The organism is Cupriavidus sp. FW305-3-2-15-C-LB2 (assembly GCF_058787575.1).
The window spans coordinates 90,572-108,126 of the sequence record NZ_JBYSZW010000015.1 but is presented as its reverse complement, the minus strand read 5'-3'; the positions used below and the strand labels follow the sequence as shown (position 1 = coordinate 108,126).

Genomic DNA, 17,555 nt, shown 5'->3' with positions numbered 1-17,555 from the left:
CTGGCATGTGCAACGTGCGCGACGGTGTGTTGGTGACTTCGGTCGATGGGTGCGAGATCATCTGGCGAAGCTTTGGCGACGGCCCGGCGAGCGTGCTGTTGCATGGCGGCCATGGCAGCTGGCAGCACTGGACGCGCAATATCGGGCCGTTGTCCCGGAACCGCCGGCTGCTGGTGCCAGACATGCCGGGCTTTGGCGATTCCGGTGCGGCGCCGCGCGCCGATCTGCCTGGAGTCGTCGAGATCCTGGCCCGCTCGCTGGCCCAGCTATCACCTGGCCGTGTCGACCTGGTGGGCTTTTCCTTCGGCGCGCTGGTGGCGGTGCACCTTGCGACCCATGCGGGCCTTGGCGATATCGATGTCGGTCGCCTGGCGTTGCTCGGGCCGGCCGGCCATGGCGGTCCGCGCCGCATGACGCGGGCGCTGGTCGACTGGCGCCGCTGCCACGATCCGCACGCGCTTGCCGCGGCGATGCGCGACAATCTGGCGGCATTCATGATCGCCGATCCGGCCGCCATCGACAGCGAAGCCGTGGCCATCCACACGCGTGCCTGTCGTGCGACCCGCTTCCATAGCAAATCGATCTCGCGCGCAGGCGGATTGCAGCAGGCGCTGGCGCGCTTTCCCGGCCCGGTATTGATGATCTGGGGCGAAGCGGACGTGACCATGTCGCCCGAATCGATTGCCGGGATCGCCCGCGACTCGCGGCATGCATCAGCCGACGCGCCCGAAGTCAGTGTCAGCGTGGTGCCGGGCGCCGGCCATTGGGTCCAGTATGAGGCCCACCAACAAGTCAACCGGCTGCTGCAGGCATGGCTGCAGCAGCTCCCCGACACGCCGGCGCAGGCCGGCTGAGGAGAACCTATCTTGAACGCAACCGAGGCCTTTGGGCCGTTCTTCAGCATCATCAAGGCAGGACCGCTGCCAGCCGAGGTGATGCATCATGCGAAGCGCGCGCTGGTCGACTGGCATGCGGCGCTGTTCCCGGGCATCGGCACCGATGCGGTCCAGCGCCTGCAGCGCGTGCTGGAAGAGGAGCTTGGCCGCGGCAACGCCACCCTGCCAATGGGGCAACGCGCCACGGCGCGCGCCGCGGCGCTGCTCAATGGCGCTGCCGCCCACGCTGCCGAGATCGATGACAGTTTCCGTGATGCCATGTACCACCCCGGCGCCGCCACCATCGCCGCCGCCATTGCTGCGGCACAGGACGCGGGCGCCAGCGGCGAGACGCTGCTCAAGGGCATCGTCGTCGGCTATGAGGTTTCAACGCGCATCGGCGTCGTGCTGGGCCGGGCGCACTATCGCTTCTGGCACAGCACCGCGACTGTCGGCACGTTTGGCGCGGCGGCCGCCGCGGCGTTTATCCATGGGGCGAGCGAGGAGCAGCTTGCCCACGCGCTGGCGACCGCGGCGACCTTCGCCGCCGGACTGCAGCAGGCGTTCCGCATGGACTCGATGTCCAAGCCGCTGCACGCAGGCCGCGCAGCGGAGGGCGGATTGCTGGCCGCCCGCGCCGCCATTGCCGGCATCACCGGTTCGCTCGATGTGCTCGACGGTGAGACCGGCATGGGGCGAGCGATGTCGGACGGCCCTGACTGGAACGGGCTGGCATCGACGCTTGGGCAAGACTTCCATATTTGCCGGCTGACCTTCAAGAACCACATTGGCTGCGGCCATACCTTTGCGGCAATCGACGGCGCGCTGGCGCTGAAAGCGAAGCTGGGCATCGACACCGCCCAGATCCGTCGCATCCGCGTCGCCACGTATCGCCCGGCGCTGGATATCGCCTGCTATCTCGACCCCAGGAGCGAGAACGAAGCCAAGTTCAGCCTCAAGTTCATCGTCGCCGCCGCCCTGGTGCATGGCAGCGTGCGCTTGTCGGCCTACACGCCGGAACGGTTGTGGGACAGCGAGACGCGCCGGCTGATGGACTGCATGACTGTCGAGGTCGATCCTGAAATCGACGGCTGGTTTCCTGGCAAGCGCGCGGCAAGGATTGAGATCGAAACCCTGGACGGGGCCACGGCAGACTACTTGCAGCCAAATCGCAAGGGCGATCCGGAGGACCCGCTGTCCGACGCTGACCTCGGCGGCAAGCTGATCGAACTGGCAGCGCCGGTGATAGGCGCCGATGGCGCGCGCCGGCTGGCGCAGAAGATCTGGCACGTCGAGACGGAGCCGGTGGTCAGCCTGTTTGGCTGAGCAGCGGCGCTCCGGCGCCAACGCGGTCACCGGCATGACGAACACAAGCGGTGTAGGACAAGGAGATCGGCATCGAGTAGCATTGCCTGCGGCGGGTGCAACCTCAGCAAATGCATGCACCGGACGCCGCTTTCCAGAACGGTCACTGGTGCGCAGTGATCCCCTGTCATGCCAAACAGCACCGTCAACATCGAACGGATCAAACCAGGCCAAGGCAAGGCGACGCCCAACCGCTCGCTCGAACGTGGCATTGCCGTACTGCGCGCCTTCCGCGCCGGCGCGTCCATGCTCGGCAACAGCGAGATTGCCGAGCGCACCGGCTTGTCCCGCTCGACCGTCAGCCGCCTGACGCAGTCGCTGATTGAGACCGGCATGCTCGAGTATGTCCCGCAGTGCCGGGCCTACCGGCTGGGTGTGCCGGTCCTCAGCATGGCGCATGCCATGCGCGACGGCTCGCAGGTTCTCAGGGTCGCGGCGCCGATGATGGCCGAGGTTGCCATGCGGCACAAGATCAATGTCGGACTGGCGGTGGCGGAGGGAGATGAGATGATTTACCTGGAGTCGTTCCGCTACAACCGGCGCCAGTCACTGCGCACGGTGGTGAGCGGGCAGCGCATCCCGATGGCGCTGACCTCTCTCGGCCGCGCGCACCTCGCAACGCTGGCACCTGAGGCGTTCAACGCGATGATGAGGGCCATGGCCGACAAGAACCGCGGCCGCGGCTGGGGGGAGCTGCGACGCGAAATCGATGCTGCGGTGTCTTCCGTGCATGAGAAAGGCTACTGCGTCGCGTCATGGCAGCCTCAGGTTGTGGCCATGGCAACACCATTGCGATTTGACGAATATGCCGTCCATGTATTGAACGTCAGCGTATCCACGCACCAGGATGCCGGTGCTGTCGAGGCGGCGCTGGCCAAGCCACTGATGGAACTTGCAGCGGCGATACAGGAGCGGATGCCGCGCGTGGAGTAGGGGCGCTGCGGTATCGAGATCCGCGCCGGCTTTCGCCCCATGTCAAAGGCCGGGCTCCCCGTTATTGGTCCCAAGATTGTTGTCCGGTCTTTGGGGTTGAGCCTCACGCATCAGGCGCAGCCCGGCGTAGCCGCCAGGCATGGTCATCCGCCGTAACCCAGGCGGGGACAAGATGGGCTCGCAAGGTGTCGCTCGAACCAGCCTATCGTGAGTGCCGCGATGTCTTCCAGGGCCCTGCGGTCTTCAAATCCGCGGCCGCTGGTCGGGATGAGCCTCAGTTGCCGCGGACAATGCATCTGCTCGAATGCAAGATTGTTGATCTGGATGTCTTTCGGATTGCCGCTGGCACATATCAGCAAGGCAGGGATTTCAAGCTGCCGCAGGGTTGCGCTGCCCGCGAGATCCAGCCGCCCCGCAACACAGGCCACGGCGCTGAGTTGCGTCGCGCCGCACGCGGCTGAGCGCAAGGCTGCCGCCGCTGCGGTGCCGGTACTTAGCAGGCCCACAGGCAAGCTTGCGCAAGGGGTCCCAGTACGCAGGAAGCTCAAGGTCTGGTCCAGTCTTGCCACCAGCTCATCGACCTCCGATTCCGGTGCGTCGTCGACGCGGCTGTCAGGCTGCAGGTCTACGAGCATGGTGGCGAATCCTTTCGCGCGCAGCTTGCGTGCCAGGTAATTGCTGCGGGCTGCACGGCGTTGCGCGCCACCGGCATACACCATCACCGCGACGCCGACCGGGTTCGGGGCCGTTTCGAGCATGGCCCGCAGCCGAGTGGTCTGATACGGAATCAGCATCGCCTTGCTCAACGACGGCACGCCCGCCACCGCACCTGGCCGGGCACGGGTCCGGGGCTGCGTTGGCGGTATCCCTGTCAACTGTCGCACGCGGTCGTCGCTGACCAGCTGGAACTCATGATAGAAGTGCGCGAGGTTTTCGATGCGGTCCGGAGTATCCAGGCAGATGACTTCGTCGGCCAGGGCGCGGACCCGGTCCAGCCCGGCTGGGGTGGCGATCGGGAGTGCGCATATGAGCCGGGCAGGTTGCCGCTTGCGCAGGCTGGCGAGGGCCGCATACATCGTTGCGCCGCTCACCAGGCCGTCATCCACGACGATCACCACGCGACCGCCCGGATCCGCCAGCTTGCGGACCGGCGTATACACGGCGCGCTGCCTGCGAAGCTGGTCGAACTGGGCATCACGCTGGCTGTCGGCGCCGCCATTTGCGTCCATTGCGTCCGTGCACCATGTCGCGCCAGAGTCGTCCAGTGCTACGCCAGGAACGATCCTGCGCGCCATCACCAGGTCGAAGTCAGCGCCCAGTGCGTCGGCCACAACACGCCCGACCGGCACGCCGCCGCGCGGAATCGCCAGCACCAGGGCATCGGTTCCCCGATACGCGCGCAACGCCCAGGCGAGCTCCGAGCCCGCATGCTCACGCGCCTGAAAACGTGTCTGGTAACGGCTCATCGATCTATCTGCCAGGGATCTATTGACGGACTTTCAGGACGGCGGCGCCGGTAAGCCGGCCCTCGCGCAGGTCGGCCAGTGCTTCGTTGGCCTGCTCCAGCGGATACGCGGTGGTGTGCGTATGCAGCGGCGTCCGGGCGGCGATATCCATCAGCGCGATGCCGTCGGCACGCGTGAGGTTGGCTACGGAACACAGGCGCCTTTCTTCCCAAAGCAGCTGGTAAGGCATGCTTGGGATATCGCTCATATGAATTCCGCCACAGACCACGATGCCACCCTTGTCCACGGCGCGCAGCGCCTTGGGCACCAGCGCGCCCACCGGGGCGAAAATCAGCGCGGCGTCCAGCGGCACGGGCGACTCGAGCTCGCTCGAGCCGGCCCAGCACGCACCGGATTGGTAGGCGAGTTGCTGGGCGCCTGCGTCGCCCGTGCGGGTGAAGGCGTAGACTTCGCGGCCTTGCGCCACCGCGATCTGCGTCACCAGGTGGGCGGCGGCGCCGAAGCCGTAGATGCCGACGCGCTGCGCATGGCTGGCTGCGCCCGCCATGCGCAGCGTCCGGTAGCCGATCAGGCCCGCGCAGAGTAGTGGCGCGGCGTGTTCGTCATCGTAGCCGGGCGGAATCCGGAAGCAATAGCCGCTGTCGGCAACAACGTACTCCGCATAGCCGCCATCGCGGGTATAGCCAGTGAACAGCGGTGCGTCGCAAAGATTCTCGTGATGACGCAGGCAGTAGCGACAATGGCCACAGCTATGTCCGAGCCAGGGCACACCGACGCGGTCCCCCGGCTTGAAGACGGTGACACCGGCGCCGCACGAATCCACCTGTCCGACGATTTCATGTCCCGGGATGAGCACCGGCTTGGGATGGCGCAGGTCGCCGTCGGCGATATGCAGGTCGGTCCGGCACACCCCGCAAGCTCCCACGGCAATGCGAAGTTCGCCGGGCCCCGGTTCGGCAACCGGCAAGTGGTGGAGGCGCAGCGGCAGGCCTGCGCCCTCGAAGACCATTGCACGCATGGTTTGGTGGGGCATGGCGCGCCTAACCTTCGACTTCGCTGCGGACCAGGAGCACGGGCTTGCTGGTCTTGGCAAGCACGCCTTCCGACACGCTGCCCATCAGCAGGCGCCGGACGCCGCGGCGGCCGTGGGTGCCAAGCACGATCAGGTCGGCATTCCACGCATCGGCTTCGGTGACAATGGTCAACGAGATCCGGCCCGGCGCCACCGGCTTTTCATCCAGTTTCACCGAATTGCGCACGCCTGCTTCGCTGAGCCTGGCTGAGGCGGCATCCAGTGCCTTGCGGCCGTGCGCGGTGATGTTGTCGACCAGTTCTTTTGGATTGAAGTAACTGGCCTCGAAGAACACATCGCTGTCGTCTACCACGAACAGCGCCTTGACCTCGGCCCCGGTTGCCTTGGCGATGATGATGGCCTGGCTCAGTGCCAGGTCGGAAGAACGGCTGCCATCGACGGCGAGCAGGATGCGCTGGTACATGATGGATCTCCTGAAGGGCAAGGGTGTGCTCGATGTTGCGATTCGCTGCATTCAGCGTAGGCGCCGGCCTCGATATGCGCTTGAGATAGGTCAACCCGAAGGGGCAGGCGCCGCGAGAAACTGACCGCAGACAGAAGTGATGGCCGCATGGCTTGACGGTTTTACATACCTTGTTCGCAGTAGCCTCCACCGCACATCAGGACGAACTTGAGCCATGTCGCCGCATGGCTGGCCCGTTGATCCGGGTCAAGCGCCGGTCGGCCTTGCTGCCTAGACTGGTCTGTAGTTGAGGGGGAGGGCGATCATGGCTTACGACAGCATCCTCGTGCATCTGGACAGCAGTCCGCAGGCACGGCAGCGGCTCGAAGTGGCGGGGCGACTTGCGGCGGCCAGCCAGTGCCGGCTGATCGGCATGTACGCAGGTTTCATTCCCGATCCTGCCTGGTTCTACCTCATGGACGGCGCGCAGCAATATGTCGCGGACGATCTGGCCCGGCGCAAGCAGGTCAGGGAAGACGTCCGCGCGCAGTTTCTGGCTGCAACCCAGGCCATGCCGGTGCGCGCGGAGTGGCGCGCCGCGGAGCAGGGGGCGGTGGCATCAGTGCTGCGCGAGGCCCGCGAGGCCGGCCTGGTCGTTGCCGGCCAGTACGACCCCGGCAATACGGAAGGTCCGGTGGCCCGGCAACTGCTGGAATCGCTGCTGCTGGAGACCGGCCGACCGACGCTCGTGGTGCCGTGCGCGGGCACGTTTCCATCGCTGGGTACGCGCGTGATCGTGGCGTGGAATGGCAGCCGCGAGGCGGCGCGGGCGCTTCACGACGCCGTGCCGCTGATGGCCGGCGCGCAGGCGCGCATTTTTTGCGCACAGACCGCGGCCAAGGAGGCCAGAGCCGACGCCACCCCGGTCGGCCACGCCGCACGCGTGCTGGAGCGCCACGGCGTCGCCGTGGAAATCGAACACGGTCCCGGTGGGGCTGACCTGACCATCGGCGAACTCATCCTTTCGCGCGCGGCGGATTTCGATGCCGACCTGATCGTGATGGGTGCCTACGGACACGGTCGCATGCGGGAGCTGGTGCTCGGCGGTGTCACGCGTACGCTGCTTGACTCGATGACGGCACCGGTGCTGTTTTCACGATGATGCAAGGTCAAACCAAAGAGTGGAATCACCTCATGGACTTCAGAACCATCCTTGTCGACCTGAGCGAAGATGCTGCACGGTCCGCGCGCATTGAAACGGCAGCACGGCTTGCCGAAAAGTCCGGCGGCAGCGTGGTCGGACTGACGGCAACAGGAACGCACCTGGAGCCGTTTCGCGGGGCGGGCGAAGAAGCCGGGCAATACGGCGTGCTTGCCGCGAACCATTTGCACAAGCTGGCTGCGGCTCACAGGAACGCACTCGAAACGCTGACCGGGCAAGTGTCGCCGGCCATTCCCAGCCGGCACATCGTTGTCGAAGCCGAGTCTGGCTGGGCGCTTGCCGACGAGGGCCGCTTCGCCGATCTCATCCTGCCCGCAGCGCCCTCGGCGCAGGCCGATGTGCCGGCTTTGCTGGCCGGGGTCGCGGAGTACGCAATGCTCAATGCAGGCCGGCCCATCCTGCTGGTGCCGGGCGCGTCCGGCCCGCGACTTGGCGGCCATGTCGCCATCGCATGGAACGGCGGCCGGGAGGCCGCGCGCGCGGTCGCGGACGCACTGCCGTGGCTTGTGCATGCCAGCGCCGTTACCGTCCTGGTGGTCAGCGCTGGCAAGTACAGCGCTGCCGGTGAGAAAGAGGCCTATCGTGACAGCGCCGATCGGCTGACAGCATGGCTGCTCAGCCATGGCATCCGCGCCAGTCTGCTGGTCGGAGAGGGCGATCCCGACCACGTTCTGCCACAGCTTGCGGCCAAGGTTCAGGCCGGCCTGCTGGTCGCCGGCGGCTATGGCCGCTCCCGGCTGAGGGAGCTGGTGCTGGGCGGCACCACCCGCGCCCTGCTGCGGCAGTCAGGCTTGCCTGTCTTCATGTCGCACTGAGGCGAACCCTCCCGGTACCTCAAGCCACGCGCCGCCCAGGCATCAGCCCGCCATATTCCTTCCCCAAAAACTCCGCCGTGTGCTCCAGCAGATAGGCGCGGCAGCTCTCGCTCGCCGGTGACAAACGCTTGCTGGACATATGCGCGACATGCCAGATGCGCTCGATCGGCGTACCGGTCACGTCCAGCAGCGCGATCTCGCCGGTGCGCAGTTCCAGCGACAGCGTGTGCAGCGACAACAGGCTGATGCCCATGCCGGCCATCACCGCCTGCTTGATCGGATGCCCGCCGCCAAAGCGTGGCCGTCTCTGACCGACCCTGAACCGCCTTTCGGACGCAAGACGGCGCAACGACCGCTTCCGACGTACAACCGCCGCCGGTCGCTGAACTCAATGGCACCCAGCACTGATCAAGTGGAGGGCACCGGGCCAACCCCAAGGATCTCCACAGATCGACAATTGAATCGAACGTCAAAGCCGGCGAGGGGCCTCATATCAAAGCTAAAGCGACCATTGTCTTGCCTCGATATAACGATCTCGTCCAGCCATGCACCGCCAGACAGTTCATTGAGATTGATGTCGGTCTCGGCTATATCTCGGCATAGGAATTCAACGATCCGATCTTCCCTTGAGCCCGTCCACTTTGGATTGTCCTGGCCGCCATGCCGTACTGCAATAGTTGCATCAGCCACATACCCGCCTGCTTCTTCAGCAATCCTAATGCAGAAGGTGACAACCTCAGAATCGTGAAAGGCTGGCCAGTAGCCAAACGCATTCAGGACCAACTGGCTGTTCTGTACCAACGTCTGACCCGACTCACCTCCGGAACTGTCTACGCCCATCGCTCACCTCCAAAGTCTAGAAATTGCTTCGCCCCTCCCGTACTCGGCGGCTATCCAGATATATTTGGCAATTGAAGCATAACGAGGGCTGGCCAGCTTGCGCTTGCGTTGGAGAGGGCGCCTATCCACCGGCGATGCCGAAGATGAGTGTCGATATCATCTACCGTGCCTCAGCCGCCATGGTGCCACACTACTTGCAATGACTTTGAATAAGGTGTCGGACATTGCGACGACGTGAGTTCGATCGCTCGGTCGCATGCGGCTGAGCTCGAATACGATACTGAGGTTAGCCCCATCACTTGCGACACCAAGTAGCTCTCGCATCAGCCGTGTTCCGGCCTCCCACTCTTCGTCGGATGGCTCCACGTGAGATTGGATATGAACGAAACAAACTCGCCCATTTGGTCTCAATGCCACGTGATCAATCCATGTACATGCAGGCCATATGACTTCGAAGATGCCCAATTGAATACCTGGCAATCGTTGGGCGATTAACTCTTCCGCGGTTTGCATGACCCTCCTTCGCATTGTTACCGCCATGACGGCTCTGAACCTGCATTGATGTATGCAGGACGTCAGAAGCGACTTGCGTTACCCGCCAGGAAACTGCGGCCGTCTCTGACCGACCCTCAGCCGCCTTTCAGATCCGAGAGACCGTAACGACTGATTCCGAGGTGCAACCGCCGATCGCCGGGCAACTTCGCCGGTCGCTAAGAACTTGTAATGCGGAATTGTTCGCTTCCTAGCCATTGGGCCAACCGGTCCCACATTGCTGGGCCATTCGTCCAGACATCAACAAGATCTCCTTCCCAGAAATAAACGGTAGCGATTCGCGCTACGTATAGGTAAGCACTCATTCCGCATTGGACCACCCGGAAACAACACTCAAACATTTCATCGACTTCACTGGCGTCGAATACCATGCCCCAAGCATCGAATGGGTTGCCAGAAGTTTTCGATTCCAGGTCAATCAGTCTTGAATTCTCATGCTCCGCATACCGCGACCAGTCGGTAACCTGAAACAGGCAGGTTCGCGGTGATCCAAGAAGAGTACGGATGCAATCAATCGTCTGGGAGACACCCCCGTCGGCTTTCGAAATGGCAAACTGAATATATGAGGCTGGGCTAAATTCCTTTCCCCCATACGGGTTTTCGCGGCAACCTTCACGCTTCAACCATGCCGAACATTCGGATGGAGAGAGAGCTTTCATGTCATCACCCCACGGGGGCTGAGCCGCAGATGCCACCGGCTGCTAGCATACGTCTAATCAGTGCCTTCAATCTCCTATAGGCTAACGAGGAGCGGCAGGCATGTGCGTGCGTTAGAGTACACATAAAACTAGTCGACGGTTGCGTAGCGTGCCGCGAGCCGGACACATGAGGCGAAGTGCTTGGGCGGCTTTGTTGATACACCGGCCGTTCGGGCGGCTTGGTCAAGGAGCGAACGAGTGACGCTTCATGGCCGACAAGGGACGGTCCAGCCAGCCCAACGTTGTATCAGGCGTCCAAAGTAAATAACCGCAGCCGAAGCTGCGGTTATCCTTCATTCCCCAGTATGACCAACCGCCATCAGGACTGCCCTCGTAGCGGCCGCGCCAGACATTCGCCTCAGTCCGAGGGGAAATGCTCCGCAGCAGTCCGATCAAGCTGCGGCTTGATCAAGAGGATTCGCAATTCTCTCTAGCCTTTGTCATCCGAAGGCCTTCACCAGCCGCCGCTGCCCAGTGGGTTCCGACCGGGACGGGACGGATGGCTCTCTAATCCCAGCCAACCCTCCTGGAACCTCAGGCCACCCGCCGCCCGGGCATCAGCCCCCCGTACTCCCTCCCCAAAAACTCCGCAGTGTGCTCCAGCAAATAGGCGCGGCAGCTCTCGCTGGCCGGCGACAAACGCTTGCTGGACATATGCGCAACATGCCAGATGCGCTCGATCGGCGTGCCGGCCACGTCCAGCAGCCCGATCTCGCCGGTGCGCAGCTCCAGTCCCAGCGTGTGCAGCGACAACAGGCTGATGCCCATGCCGGCCATCACGGCCTGCTTGATGGTCTCGTTGCTGCCCAGGGTGATCACCTTGGCCGGCGTGAACAGGTGGTCCCGGAACATGTACTCCGCCACGGTGCGGGTGCCTGAACCCGGTTCGCGCAGCAGGAAGGTCTCGTGACGCAGTTCCTGCAGGTCGAACCCCTTTGCATCGTGTAACGGGTGCCGCGGCGAGGCCACCAGCACGTGCGGATGCGCGGCGATGGGTTCCGACACCGCATCCAGTTCGCGCGGCGGGCGGCCCATCAGCGCGAGGTCGATGGCGTTGTCCTGCAGCAGCCGCAGCAGCGTTTCCCGGTTGCCTTCGGCGATGCGCAGATCCACGCCCGGGTGCAGCGCGGTAAAGCCGGCCAGCAGCTTGGGGGCGAAGTACTTCGACGTGCTGATCAGCCCGATCGTGATCGAGCCCTGCTCGACGTCCTTGACCGCCTGCAAGCCTTCCTCGGCGTCCTTGACCTCGCCGAGGATCCGGGACGCATGGTGCAGCAGGCGGTCGCCGGGCTCGGTCAGCGTGAGCTGCCCCTTGACCCGCTCGAACAGCGCCATGCCGACCACGGATTCAAGCTGCTTGACCTGCATCGAGACCGCAGGCTGGGTCAGGTGCAGTTCTTCGGCCGCGCGCACGAAGCTGGCGTGCCTGGCCACGGTGACGAAGATCTGCAACTGGCGAAGGGTAAGGGCGCGCAGGAAGGACGACATGGGCGGTTGGGGGCGGCTTTGGATGGTCCCGTGATGTGCAGCTTGGTCCGCACTTAAGGGATTGCTTATACAGGGGCTAAGAATATCTGAATTTACCTTATGTGGGTGGGCTTATATCTTTGCATCAACGCAGCAGCCAAGACGCTCAACCACGCAAGGAGACAAGCATGAACGCACCTGAATCGGTCCAAGCCAAGCCGCGCAAGCGCTACGACGCCGGCGTCATGAAGTACAAGGAAATGGGGTACTGGGACGGCGACTACGAGCCCAAGGATACCGACCTGCTGGCGCTGTTCCGCATCACGCCGCAGGACGGCGTGGATCCGGTCGAGGCCGCCGCCGCGGTTGCCGGCGAGTCCTCCACCGCCACCTGGACGGTGGTGTGGACCGACCGCCTGACCGCCTGCGACATGTACCGTGCCAAGGCCTACCGGGTCGACCCGGTGCCCAACAACCCCGAGCAGTTCTTCTGCTACGTGGCCTATGACCTGTCGCTGTTCGAGGAAGGCTCGATCGCCAACCTGACCGCGTCGATCATCGGCAACGTCTTCAGCTTCAAGCCGATCAAGGCGGCGCGCCTGGAAGACATGCGCTTCCCGGTCGCCTACGTGAAGACCTTCGCCGGCCCGTCCACCGGCATCATCGTCGAGCGCGAGCGCCTGGACAAGTTCGGCCGTCCGCTGCTGGGCGCCACCACTAAGCCCAAGCTGGGCCTGTCGGGCCGCAACTACGGCCGCGTGGTGTATGAGGGCCTGAAGGGCGGGCTGGACTTCATGAAGGATGACGAGAACATCAACTCGCAGCCCTTCATGCACTGGCGCGACCGCTTCCTGTTCGTGATGGACGCGGTCAACAAGGCCTCGGCCGCCACCGGCGAGGTCAAGGGCAGCTACCTCAACGTGACCGCCGGCACCATGGAAGAGATGTACCGGCGTGCCGAGTTCGCCAAGTCGCTGGGCTCGGTCATCATCATGATCGACCTGATCGTCGGCTGGACCTGTATCCAGTCCATGAGCAACTGGTGCCGCCAGAACGACATGATCCTGCACCTGCACCGCGCGGGCCATGGCACCTACACCCGGCAGAAGAACCACGGCGTGTCGTTCCGCGTGATTGCCAAATGGCTGCGCCTGGCCGGTGTCGACCACATGCACACCGGCACCGCGGTGGGCAAGCTGGAAGGCGATCCGCTGACCGTGCAGGGCTACTACAACGTCTGCCGCGATGCCTACACCCATGCCGACCTGTCGCGCGGGCTGTTCTTCGACCAGGACTGGGCTTCGCTGCGCAAGGTGATGCCGGTGGCCTCGGGCGGCATCCACGCCGGCCAGATGCACCAGCTGATCAGCCTCTTCGGCGACGACGTGGTGCTGCAGTTCGGTGGCGGCACCATCGGCCACCCGCAGGGCATCCAGGCCGGCGCCACCGCCAACCGCGTTGCGCTGGAAGCGATGGTGCTGGCGCGCAACGAAGGCCGCGACATCCTCAACGAAGGGCCGGAGATCCTGCGCGATGCCGCGCGCTGGTGCGGACCGCTGCGGGCTGCGCTCGATACCTGGGGCGACATCAGCTTCAACTACACGCCGACCGACACCTCGGACTTCGCGCCCACCGCGTCGGTGGCCTGAGCCCTGGCGCGACGCCACCAAAGCACGACGAGCGAACCCAAAGAACGAGAGGACATCATGCGTATTACTCAAGGCACTTTCTCCTTCCTGCCCGACCTCACCGACGCGCAGATCACCAGCCAGCTTGAATACTGCCTGAACCAGGGCTGGGCGGTCGGCATCGAGTACACCGACGACCCGCATCCGCGCAATACCTACTGGGAGATGTTCGGCCTGCCGATGTTCGACCTGCGCGATGCCGCCGGCATCCTGCTGGAGATCAACAACGCGCGCAGCACCTTCCCCAACCACTACATCCGCGTCACGGCCTTCGATTCGACGCATACGGTGGAGTCGGTGGTGATGTCGTTCATCGTCAACCGTCCTGCGGACGAGCCCGGCTTCCGCCTGGTGCGACAGGAAGAGCCCGGCCGCACCATGCGCTACTCGATCGAGAGCTACGCTGTGCAGGCACGCCCCGAGGGCAGCCGCTACTGAGCGGCGCCGGCGATTTCCTGACTGTGCAATCCCACGGTTGCGCCGCCGCAAGGCCGCGCACCGGGGGGGAGTTGCGCCTCGAATCTTTCGAGCCGGATGCTCGATTGATCCTCACGGAGCCTGCCATGTCCGCACCTGAAACGACCGCACCGCTGCAGCCGCCGGCCGCTCCGGCCGGATCGCTGGCCGAGTCGCTGGCCAGCTCGGGCATCACCGAGCTGCTGGCCCAGCTTGACCGCGAGCTGATCGGGCTGAAGCCGGTGAAAGCGCGCATCCGCGATATCGCCGCCTTGCTGCTGGTGGACAAGCTGCGCGCCGCGCGCGGCTTCAGCGCCGGTGCGCCCAGCCTGCATATGTGCTTCACCGGCAATCCCGGCACCGGCAAGACCACCGTGGCCATGCGCATGGCGCAGATCCTGCACCAGCTGGGCTACGTGCGCCGCGGCCACCTGGTGGCGGTGACCCGCGACGACCTGGTCGGCCAGTACATCGGCCATACCGCGCCCAAGACCAAGGAGATCCTGAAGAAGGCCATGGGCGGGGTGCTCTTCATCGACGAGGCCTACTACCTCTACCGCCCGGAGAACGAGCGCGACTACGGCCAGGAGGCCATCGAGATCCTGCTGCAGGTGATGGAGAACAACCGCGACGACCTGGTGGTGATCCTGGCCGGCTACAAGGACCGCATGGACCGTTTCTTCGAGTCCAACCCGGGCATGTCCTCGCGCGTTGCCCACCATGTCGATTTCCCCGACTACCAGCTCGACGAGCTGCGCCAGATCGCCGACCTGATGCTGTCCGAGATGCAATACCGCTTCGACGACGAAAGCCGGGCCGTGTTTGCCGACTACCTGGCCCGGCGCATGGCGCAGCCGCACTTTGCCAATGCCCGCAGCGTGCGCAATGCGCTGGACCGCGCGCGCCTGCGCCATGCCTCGCGCCTGCTGGACGATGCCGGCGCGGTCGTCGACGACCGTACCCTGACCACCATCACCGCGTCTGACCTGCTTGCCAGCCGCGTGTTTTCGAAGGCCGCGCCGGACGCACGGACGCCGGCCAAGGAGTAAGCCATGCAAGCCCTGATTTTCGATGTCGACGGCACCCTGGCCGATACCGAAAGCGCGCATCTGCAAGCCTTCAATGCCGCCTTCGCGGAGGTCGGCCTGGACTGGTACTGGGACGCGCCGCTCTATACGCGCCTGCTCAAGGTGGCCGGCGGCAAGGAGCGCCTGATGCATTACTGGCGCATGGTCGACCCGGAAGAGGCCCGCGGCTGCAAGGTGAAGGAAACCATCGACGCCGTGCACGCCATCAAGACCCGCCACTATGCCGAGCGCGTCGGGGCGGGCGGCCTGCCGCTGCGCCCGGGCATTGCCCGCCTGATCGACGAGGCCGGCGAGGCCGGGCTCCCGCTGGCGATTGCCACCACCACCACGCCGGCCAACCTCGACGCGCTGCTGCAGGCGCCGCTTGGCGCCGACTGGCGCCGTCGCTTTGCCGCCATCGGCGACGCCGGCACCACGGCCATCAAGAAGCCGGCGCCCGATGTCTACCTGGCGGTGCTGGAGCGGCTGGGCCTGGAAGGCGGTGACTGCCTGGCGATCGAGGACTCGGCGAACGGCCTGCGCGCCGCCCGGGCGGCCGGCATTCCCACCGTGGTCACGCCCACCGCGTTCAGCGCGCAGGACTCCTTCGAGGGCGCGCTGCTGGTGCTGCCGCATCTTGGCGATCCCGGCGAGCCCATGCCCCAGCACGTGCCCGGCGCGGCAAACCGCTGGGCCGACCTTGCCGCGTTGCGCGCCTGGCACCACGGCACCCTGATCGAGGCAACCTGACATGCATGCCACTGAACCCAACACCGGCCATGGCAGCCAGCGTGCCATCCGCCTGGCGCCATCCATCCTGTCGGCCGATTTCGCGCGCCTGGGCGAAGAGGTGTGCGCGATCGAGGCCGGCGGCGCAGACCTGGTGCACTTCGATGTGATGGACAACCACTATGTGCCCAACCTGACCATCGGCCCGCTGGTGTGCGAGGCAATCCGGCCGCTGGTCTCCATCCCCATCGACGTGCATCTGATGGTGGAACCGGTCGATGCGCTGATCCCGCTGTTCGCCAAGGCCGGCGCCAACATCATCAGCTTCCATCCGGAGGCGAGCCGCCATGTCGACCGCACCATCGGCCTGATCCGCGACCACGGCTGCAAGGCAGGCCTGGTGCTCAACCCGGCCACGCCGCTGGGCTGGCTGGACCATACGCTGGACCAGCTCGACCTGGTGCTGCTGATGAGCGTGAACCCGGGCTTTGGCGGCCAGGCCTTCATTCCGGGCGTGCTGGACAAGGTGCGCCAGGCACGCGCGCGCATCGACCGGCAGGTGGACGCCGGCGGGCGGCCGGTCTGGCTGGAGATCGACGGCGGCGTCAAGGCCGACAACATTGCCGCGATCGCGCGAGCGGGCGCCGACACCTTCGTTGCCGGCAGCGCCGTGTTCGGCGCGCCCGATGCCGACGGCGGCTACTCGAGCATCCTTTACCGCTTGCGCGAGGCCGCCACGGTCACGTAGCCCGCCCCGCACCGGCACCACACAAGAATGCATAGCCAATCTATAGGAGACCTGTCATGCCTGAAGTCCAAAGGATGACCCTGACGCAGTTCCTGATCGAGGAACGCCGCCGCTATCCGGATGCCAGCGGCGGCTTCAACGGCCTGATTCTCAACGTCGCCATGGCCTGCAAGGAAATCGCGCGCGCGGTTGCCTTCGGCGCGCTGGGGGGCTTGCACGGCAAGGCCAGCAATCAAGCCGGAGAAGCAGGGGCCGTCAACGTGCAGGGCGAAATCCAGCAGAAGCTGGACGTGCTGAGCAATACCACCTTCCTGCGCGTCAACGAGTGGGGCGGGTACCTGGCCGGCATGGCGTCGGAGGAGATGGAGGCGCCTTACCAGATCCCGGATCACTACCCGCGCGGCAAGTACCTGCTGCTGTTCGATCCGCTCGACGGCTCATCCAACATCGACGTCAATGTCTCGGTGGGCAGCATCTTCTCGGTGCTGCGCGCGCCTGAGGGCGCAAGCGCCGTCACCGAGCAGGATTTCCTGCAGCCCGGCAGCGCCCAGGTGGCGGCCGGCTACGCGCTCTACGGTCCCACCACCATGCTGGTGCTGACCGTGGGCAATGGCGTCAACGGCTTCACGCTCGATCCCAACCTGGGCGAGTTCTTCCTCACGCACCCCAACCTGCAGGTGCCGGCCGATACCCAGGAATTTGCCATCAATGCGTCGAACAGCCGCTTCTGGGAAGCGCCGGTGCAGCGCTACATCGCCGAGTGCATGGCCGGCAAGAGCGGGCCGCGCGGCAAGGATTTCAATATGCGCTGGATCGCGTCGATGGTGGCCGAGGCGCACCGCATCCTGATGCGTGGCGGCGTCTTCATGTACCCGCGCGACTCCAAGGATCCCGCCAAGCCGGGCCGCCTGCGCCTGCTGTACGAGGCCAATCCGATTGCCTTCCTGATGGAGCAGGCTGGCGGGCGCGCCAGCACGGGCCGGCAGACGCTGATGTCGGTGGCGCCGGGTGCGCTGCACCAGCGCATTGGCGTGATCTTCGGCTCGCGCAATGAAGTGGAACGGATCGAGGGCTACCACACCGACCAGACCGATCCCGACCTTCCGAGTCCCCTGTTCAACGAGCGCAGCCTGTTCCGCGCGTCTGCCTGAGGTGCCTG

18 protein-coding genes are annotated in these 17,555 nt (G+C 65.0%); 11 read left to right on the top strand and 7 right to left on the bottom strand.

Translation table 11 applies throughout. The features are described 5' to 3' along the window. Positions 1-5 precede the first annotated feature (5 nt). The 3 genes from AC3WRR_RS13750 to AC3WRR_RS13740 all read left to right on the top strand — a co-directional run bounded on the left by AC3WRR_RS13750 (position 6) and on the right by AC3WRR_RS13740 (position 3,173). Complete coding sequence (locus AC3WRR_RS13750) at positions 6-854, top strand: alpha/beta fold hydrolase (protein ID WP_010809279.1); 849 nt, start codon at positions 6-8, stop codon at positions 852-854. A 12-nt stretch (positions 855-866) separates the two neighbouring features. Next, positions 867-2,201, top strand: a complete 1,335-nt coding sequence (locus AC3WRR_RS13745) for an MmgE/PrpD family protein (protein WP_010809280.1) — start codon at positions 867-869, stop codon at positions 2,199-2,201. Positions 2,202-2,369: 168 nt separating this feature from the next. Next, the gene (locus tag AC3WRR_RS13740; protein WP_010809281.1) at positions 2,370-3,173 is read left to right on the top strand and encodes an IclR family transcriptional regulator; all 804 of its coding nucleotides are present in this window, start codon (positions 2,370-2,372) and stop codon (positions 3,171-3,173) included. Positions 3,174-3,316: 143 nt separating this feature from the next. On the opposite strand, the gene AC3WRR_RS13735 is transcribed toward AC3WRR_RS13740, so the two are convergent. Genes AC3WRR_RS13735 through AC3WRR_RS13725 form a run of 3 tightly spaced genes read right to left on the bottom strand, consistent with a single transcriptional unit; the run spans position 3,317 to position 6,135 of the window. Continuing rightward, entirely contained in the window at positions 3,317-4,639 is a 1,323-nt protein-coding gene (locus AC3WRR_RS13735; protein ID WP_010809282.1) for a phosphoribosyltransferase, read from the bottom strand. A gap of 19 nt (positions 4,640-4,658) precedes the next feature. Further along, complete coding sequence (locus AC3WRR_RS13730; protein ID WP_011617238.1) at positions 4,659-5,672, bottom strand: zinc-dependent alcohol dehydrogenase family protein; 1,014 nt, start codon at positions 5,670-5,672, stop codon at positions 4,659-4,661. Positions 5,673-5,679: 7 nt separating this feature from the next. Next, positions 5,680-6,135, bottom strand: a complete 456-nt coding sequence (locus AC3WRR_RS13725; RefSeq protein ID WP_010809284.1) for a universal stress protein — start codon at positions 6,133-6,135, stop codon at positions 5,680-5,682. Positions 6,136-6,439: 304 nt separating this feature from the next. On the opposite strand from AC3WRR_RS13725, the gene AC3WRR_RS13720 reads away from it, so the two are divergent. Next, a complete protein-coding gene (locus tag AC3WRR_RS13720) occupies positions 6,440-7,276 on the top strand; it encodes a universal stress protein (protein WP_010809285.1) in 837 nt (278 codons plus the stop codon). Positions 7,277-7,308: 32 nt separating this feature from the next. Then, a complete protein-coding gene (locus AC3WRR_RS13715) occupies positions 7,309-8,151 on the top strand; it encodes a universal stress protein (RefSeq protein ID WP_010809286.1) in 843 nt (280 codons plus the stop codon). Between the two features lie 19 nt (positions 8,152-8,170). Here AC3WRR_RS13715 and AC3WRR_RS13710 read toward each other — a convergent pair whose 3' ends face one another. The 4 genes from AC3WRR_RS13710 to AC3WRR_RS13695 all read right to left on the bottom strand — a co-directional run bounded on the left by AC3WRR_RS13710 (position 8,171) and on the right by AC3WRR_RS13695 (position 11,729). Continuing rightward, positions 8,171-8,500, bottom strand: coding sequence for a LysR substrate-binding domain-containing protein (locus AC3WRR_RS13710; protein WP_081645163.1), 330 nt, complete (start codon positions 8,498-8,500; stop codon positions 8,171-8,173). A 59-nt stretch (positions 8,501-8,559) separates the two neighbouring features. Then, the gene (locus tag AC3WRR_RS13705) at positions 8,560-8,991 is read right to left on the bottom strand and encodes an Imm50 family immunity protein (RefSeq protein WP_081645164.1); all 432 of its coding nucleotides are present in this window, start codon (positions 8,989-8,991) and stop codon (positions 8,560-8,562) included. A 710-nt stretch (positions 8,992-9,701) separates the two neighbouring features. Further along, the gene (locus tag AC3WRR_RS13700) at positions 9,702-10,202 is read right to left on the bottom strand and encodes a hypothetical protein (protein ID WP_492297244.1); all 501 of its coding nucleotides are present in this window, start codon (positions 10,200-10,202) and stop codon (positions 9,702-9,704) included. Between the two features lie 573 nt (positions 10,203-10,775). Beyond that, entirely contained in the window at positions 10,776-11,729 is a 954-nt protein-coding gene (locus AC3WRR_RS13695) for a LysR family transcriptional regulator (protein WP_010809288.1), read from the bottom strand. 167 nt (positions 11,730-11,896) lie between these two features. On the opposite strand from AC3WRR_RS13695, the gene AC3WRR_RS13690 reads away from it, so the two are divergent. From AC3WRR_RS13690 to AC3WRR_RS13665, 6 genes are all read left to right on the top strand, one after another. Continuing rightward, on the top strand, positions 11,897-13,357 hold the full coding sequence (locus tag AC3WRR_RS13690; RefSeq protein ID WP_010809289.1) for a form I ribulose bisphosphate carboxylase large subunit: 1,461 nt from the start codon (positions 11,897-11,899) through the stop codon (positions 13,355-13,357). A 57-nt stretch (positions 13,358-13,414) separates the two neighbouring features. Further along, positions 13,415-13,834, top strand: a complete 420-nt coding sequence (locus tag AC3WRR_RS13685) for a ribulose bisphosphate carboxylase small subunit (RefSeq protein ID WP_010809290.1) — start codon at positions 13,415-13,417, stop codon at positions 13,832-13,834. Positions 13,835-13,959: 125 nt separating this feature from the next. Beyond that, complete coding sequence (gene cbbX, locus AC3WRR_RS13680) at positions 13,960-14,901, top strand: CbbX protein (protein ID WP_010809291.1); 942 nt, start codon at positions 13,960-13,962, stop codon at positions 14,899-14,901. A gap of 3 nt (positions 14,902-14,904) precedes the next feature. Then, a complete protein-coding gene (locus tag AC3WRR_RS13675) occupies positions 14,905-15,669 on the top strand; it encodes an HAD family hydrolase (RefSeq protein WP_010809292.1) in 765 nt (254 codons plus the stop codon). A 1-nt stretch (position 15,670) separates the two neighbouring features. Beyond that, the gene (gene rpe / locus AC3WRR_RS13670; RefSeq protein ID WP_010809293.1) at positions 15,671-16,396 is read left to right on the top strand and encodes a ribulose-phosphate 3-epimerase; all 726 of its coding nucleotides are present in this window, start codon (positions 15,671-15,673) and stop codon (positions 16,394-16,396) included. A gap of 56 nt (positions 16,397-16,452) precedes the next feature. Next, a complete protein-coding gene (locus AC3WRR_RS13665; protein WP_010809294.1) occupies positions 16,453-17,547 on the top strand; it encodes a class 1 fructose-bisphosphatase in 1,095 nt (364 codons plus the stop codon). The last annotated feature ends 8 nt before the right edge of the window (positions 17,548-17,555 follow it).

Bases quoted from the DNA above. Each gene is read 5' to 3' on its own strand.
- AC3WRR_RS13750 (WP_010809279.1), top strand. From the start codon at position 6: ATGTGCAACGTGCGCGACGGTGTGTTGGTGACTTCGGTCGATGGGTGC.
- AC3WRR_RS13740 (WP_010809281.1), top strand. From the start codon at position 2,370: ATGCCAAACAGCACCGTCAACATCGAACGGATCAAACCAGGCCAAGGC.
- AC3WRR_RS13735 (WP_010809282.1), bottom strand. From the start codon at position 4,639: ATGAGCCGTTACCAGACACGTTTTCAGGCGCGTGAGCATGCGGGCTCG.
- AC3WRR_RS13730 (WP_011617238.1), bottom strand. From the start codon at position 5,672: ATGCCCCACCAAACCATGCGTGCAATGGTCTTCGAGGGCGCAGGCCTG.
- AC3WRR_RS13725 (WP_010809284.1), bottom strand. From the start codon at position 6,135: ATGTACCAGCGCATCCTGCTCGCCGTCGATGGCAGCCGTTCTTCCGAC.
- AC3WRR_RS13720 (WP_010809285.1), top strand. From the start codon at position 6,440: ATGGCTTACGACAGCATCCTCGTGCATCTGGACAGCAGTCCGCAGGCA.
- AC3WRR_RS13715 (WP_010809286.1), top strand. From the start codon at position 7,309: ATGGACTTCAGAACCATCCTTGTCGACCTGAGCGAAGATGCTGCACGG.
- AC3WRR_RS13705 (WP_081645164.1), bottom strand. From the start codon at position 8,991: ATGGGCGTAGACAGTTCCGGAGGTGAGTCGGGTCAGACGTTGGTACAG.
- AC3WRR_RS13700 (WP_492297244.1), bottom strand. From the start codon at position 10,202: ATGAAAGCTCTCTCTCCATCCGAATGTTCGGCATGGTTGAAGCGTGAA.
- AC3WRR_RS13695 (WP_010809288.1), bottom strand. From the start codon at position 11,729: ATGTCGTCCTTCCTGCGCGCCCTTACCCTTCGCCAGTTGCAGATCTTC.
- AC3WRR_RS13690 (WP_010809289.1), top strand. From the start codon at position 11,897: ATGAACGCACCTGAATCGGTCCAAGCCAAGCCGCGCAAGCGCTACGAC.
- AC3WRR_RS13685 (WP_010809290.1), top strand. From the start codon at position 13,415: ATGCGTATTACTCAAGGCACTTTCTCCTTCCTGCCCGACCTCACCGAC.
- cbbX (WP_010809291.1), top strand. From the start codon at position 13,960: ATGTCCGCACCTGAAACGACCGCACCGCTGCAGCCGCCGGCCGCTCCG.
- AC3WRR_RS13675 (WP_010809292.1), top strand. From the start codon at position 14,905: ATGCAAGCCCTGATTTTCGATGTCGACGGCACCCTGGCCGATACCGAA.
- rpe (WP_010809293.1), top strand. From the start codon at position 15,671: ATGCATGCCACTGAACCCAACACCGGCCATGGCAGCCAGCGTGCCATC.
- AC3WRR_RS13665 (WP_010809294.1), top strand. From the start codon at position 16,453: ATGCCTGAAGTCCAAAGGATGACCCTGACGCAGTTCCTGATCGAGGAA.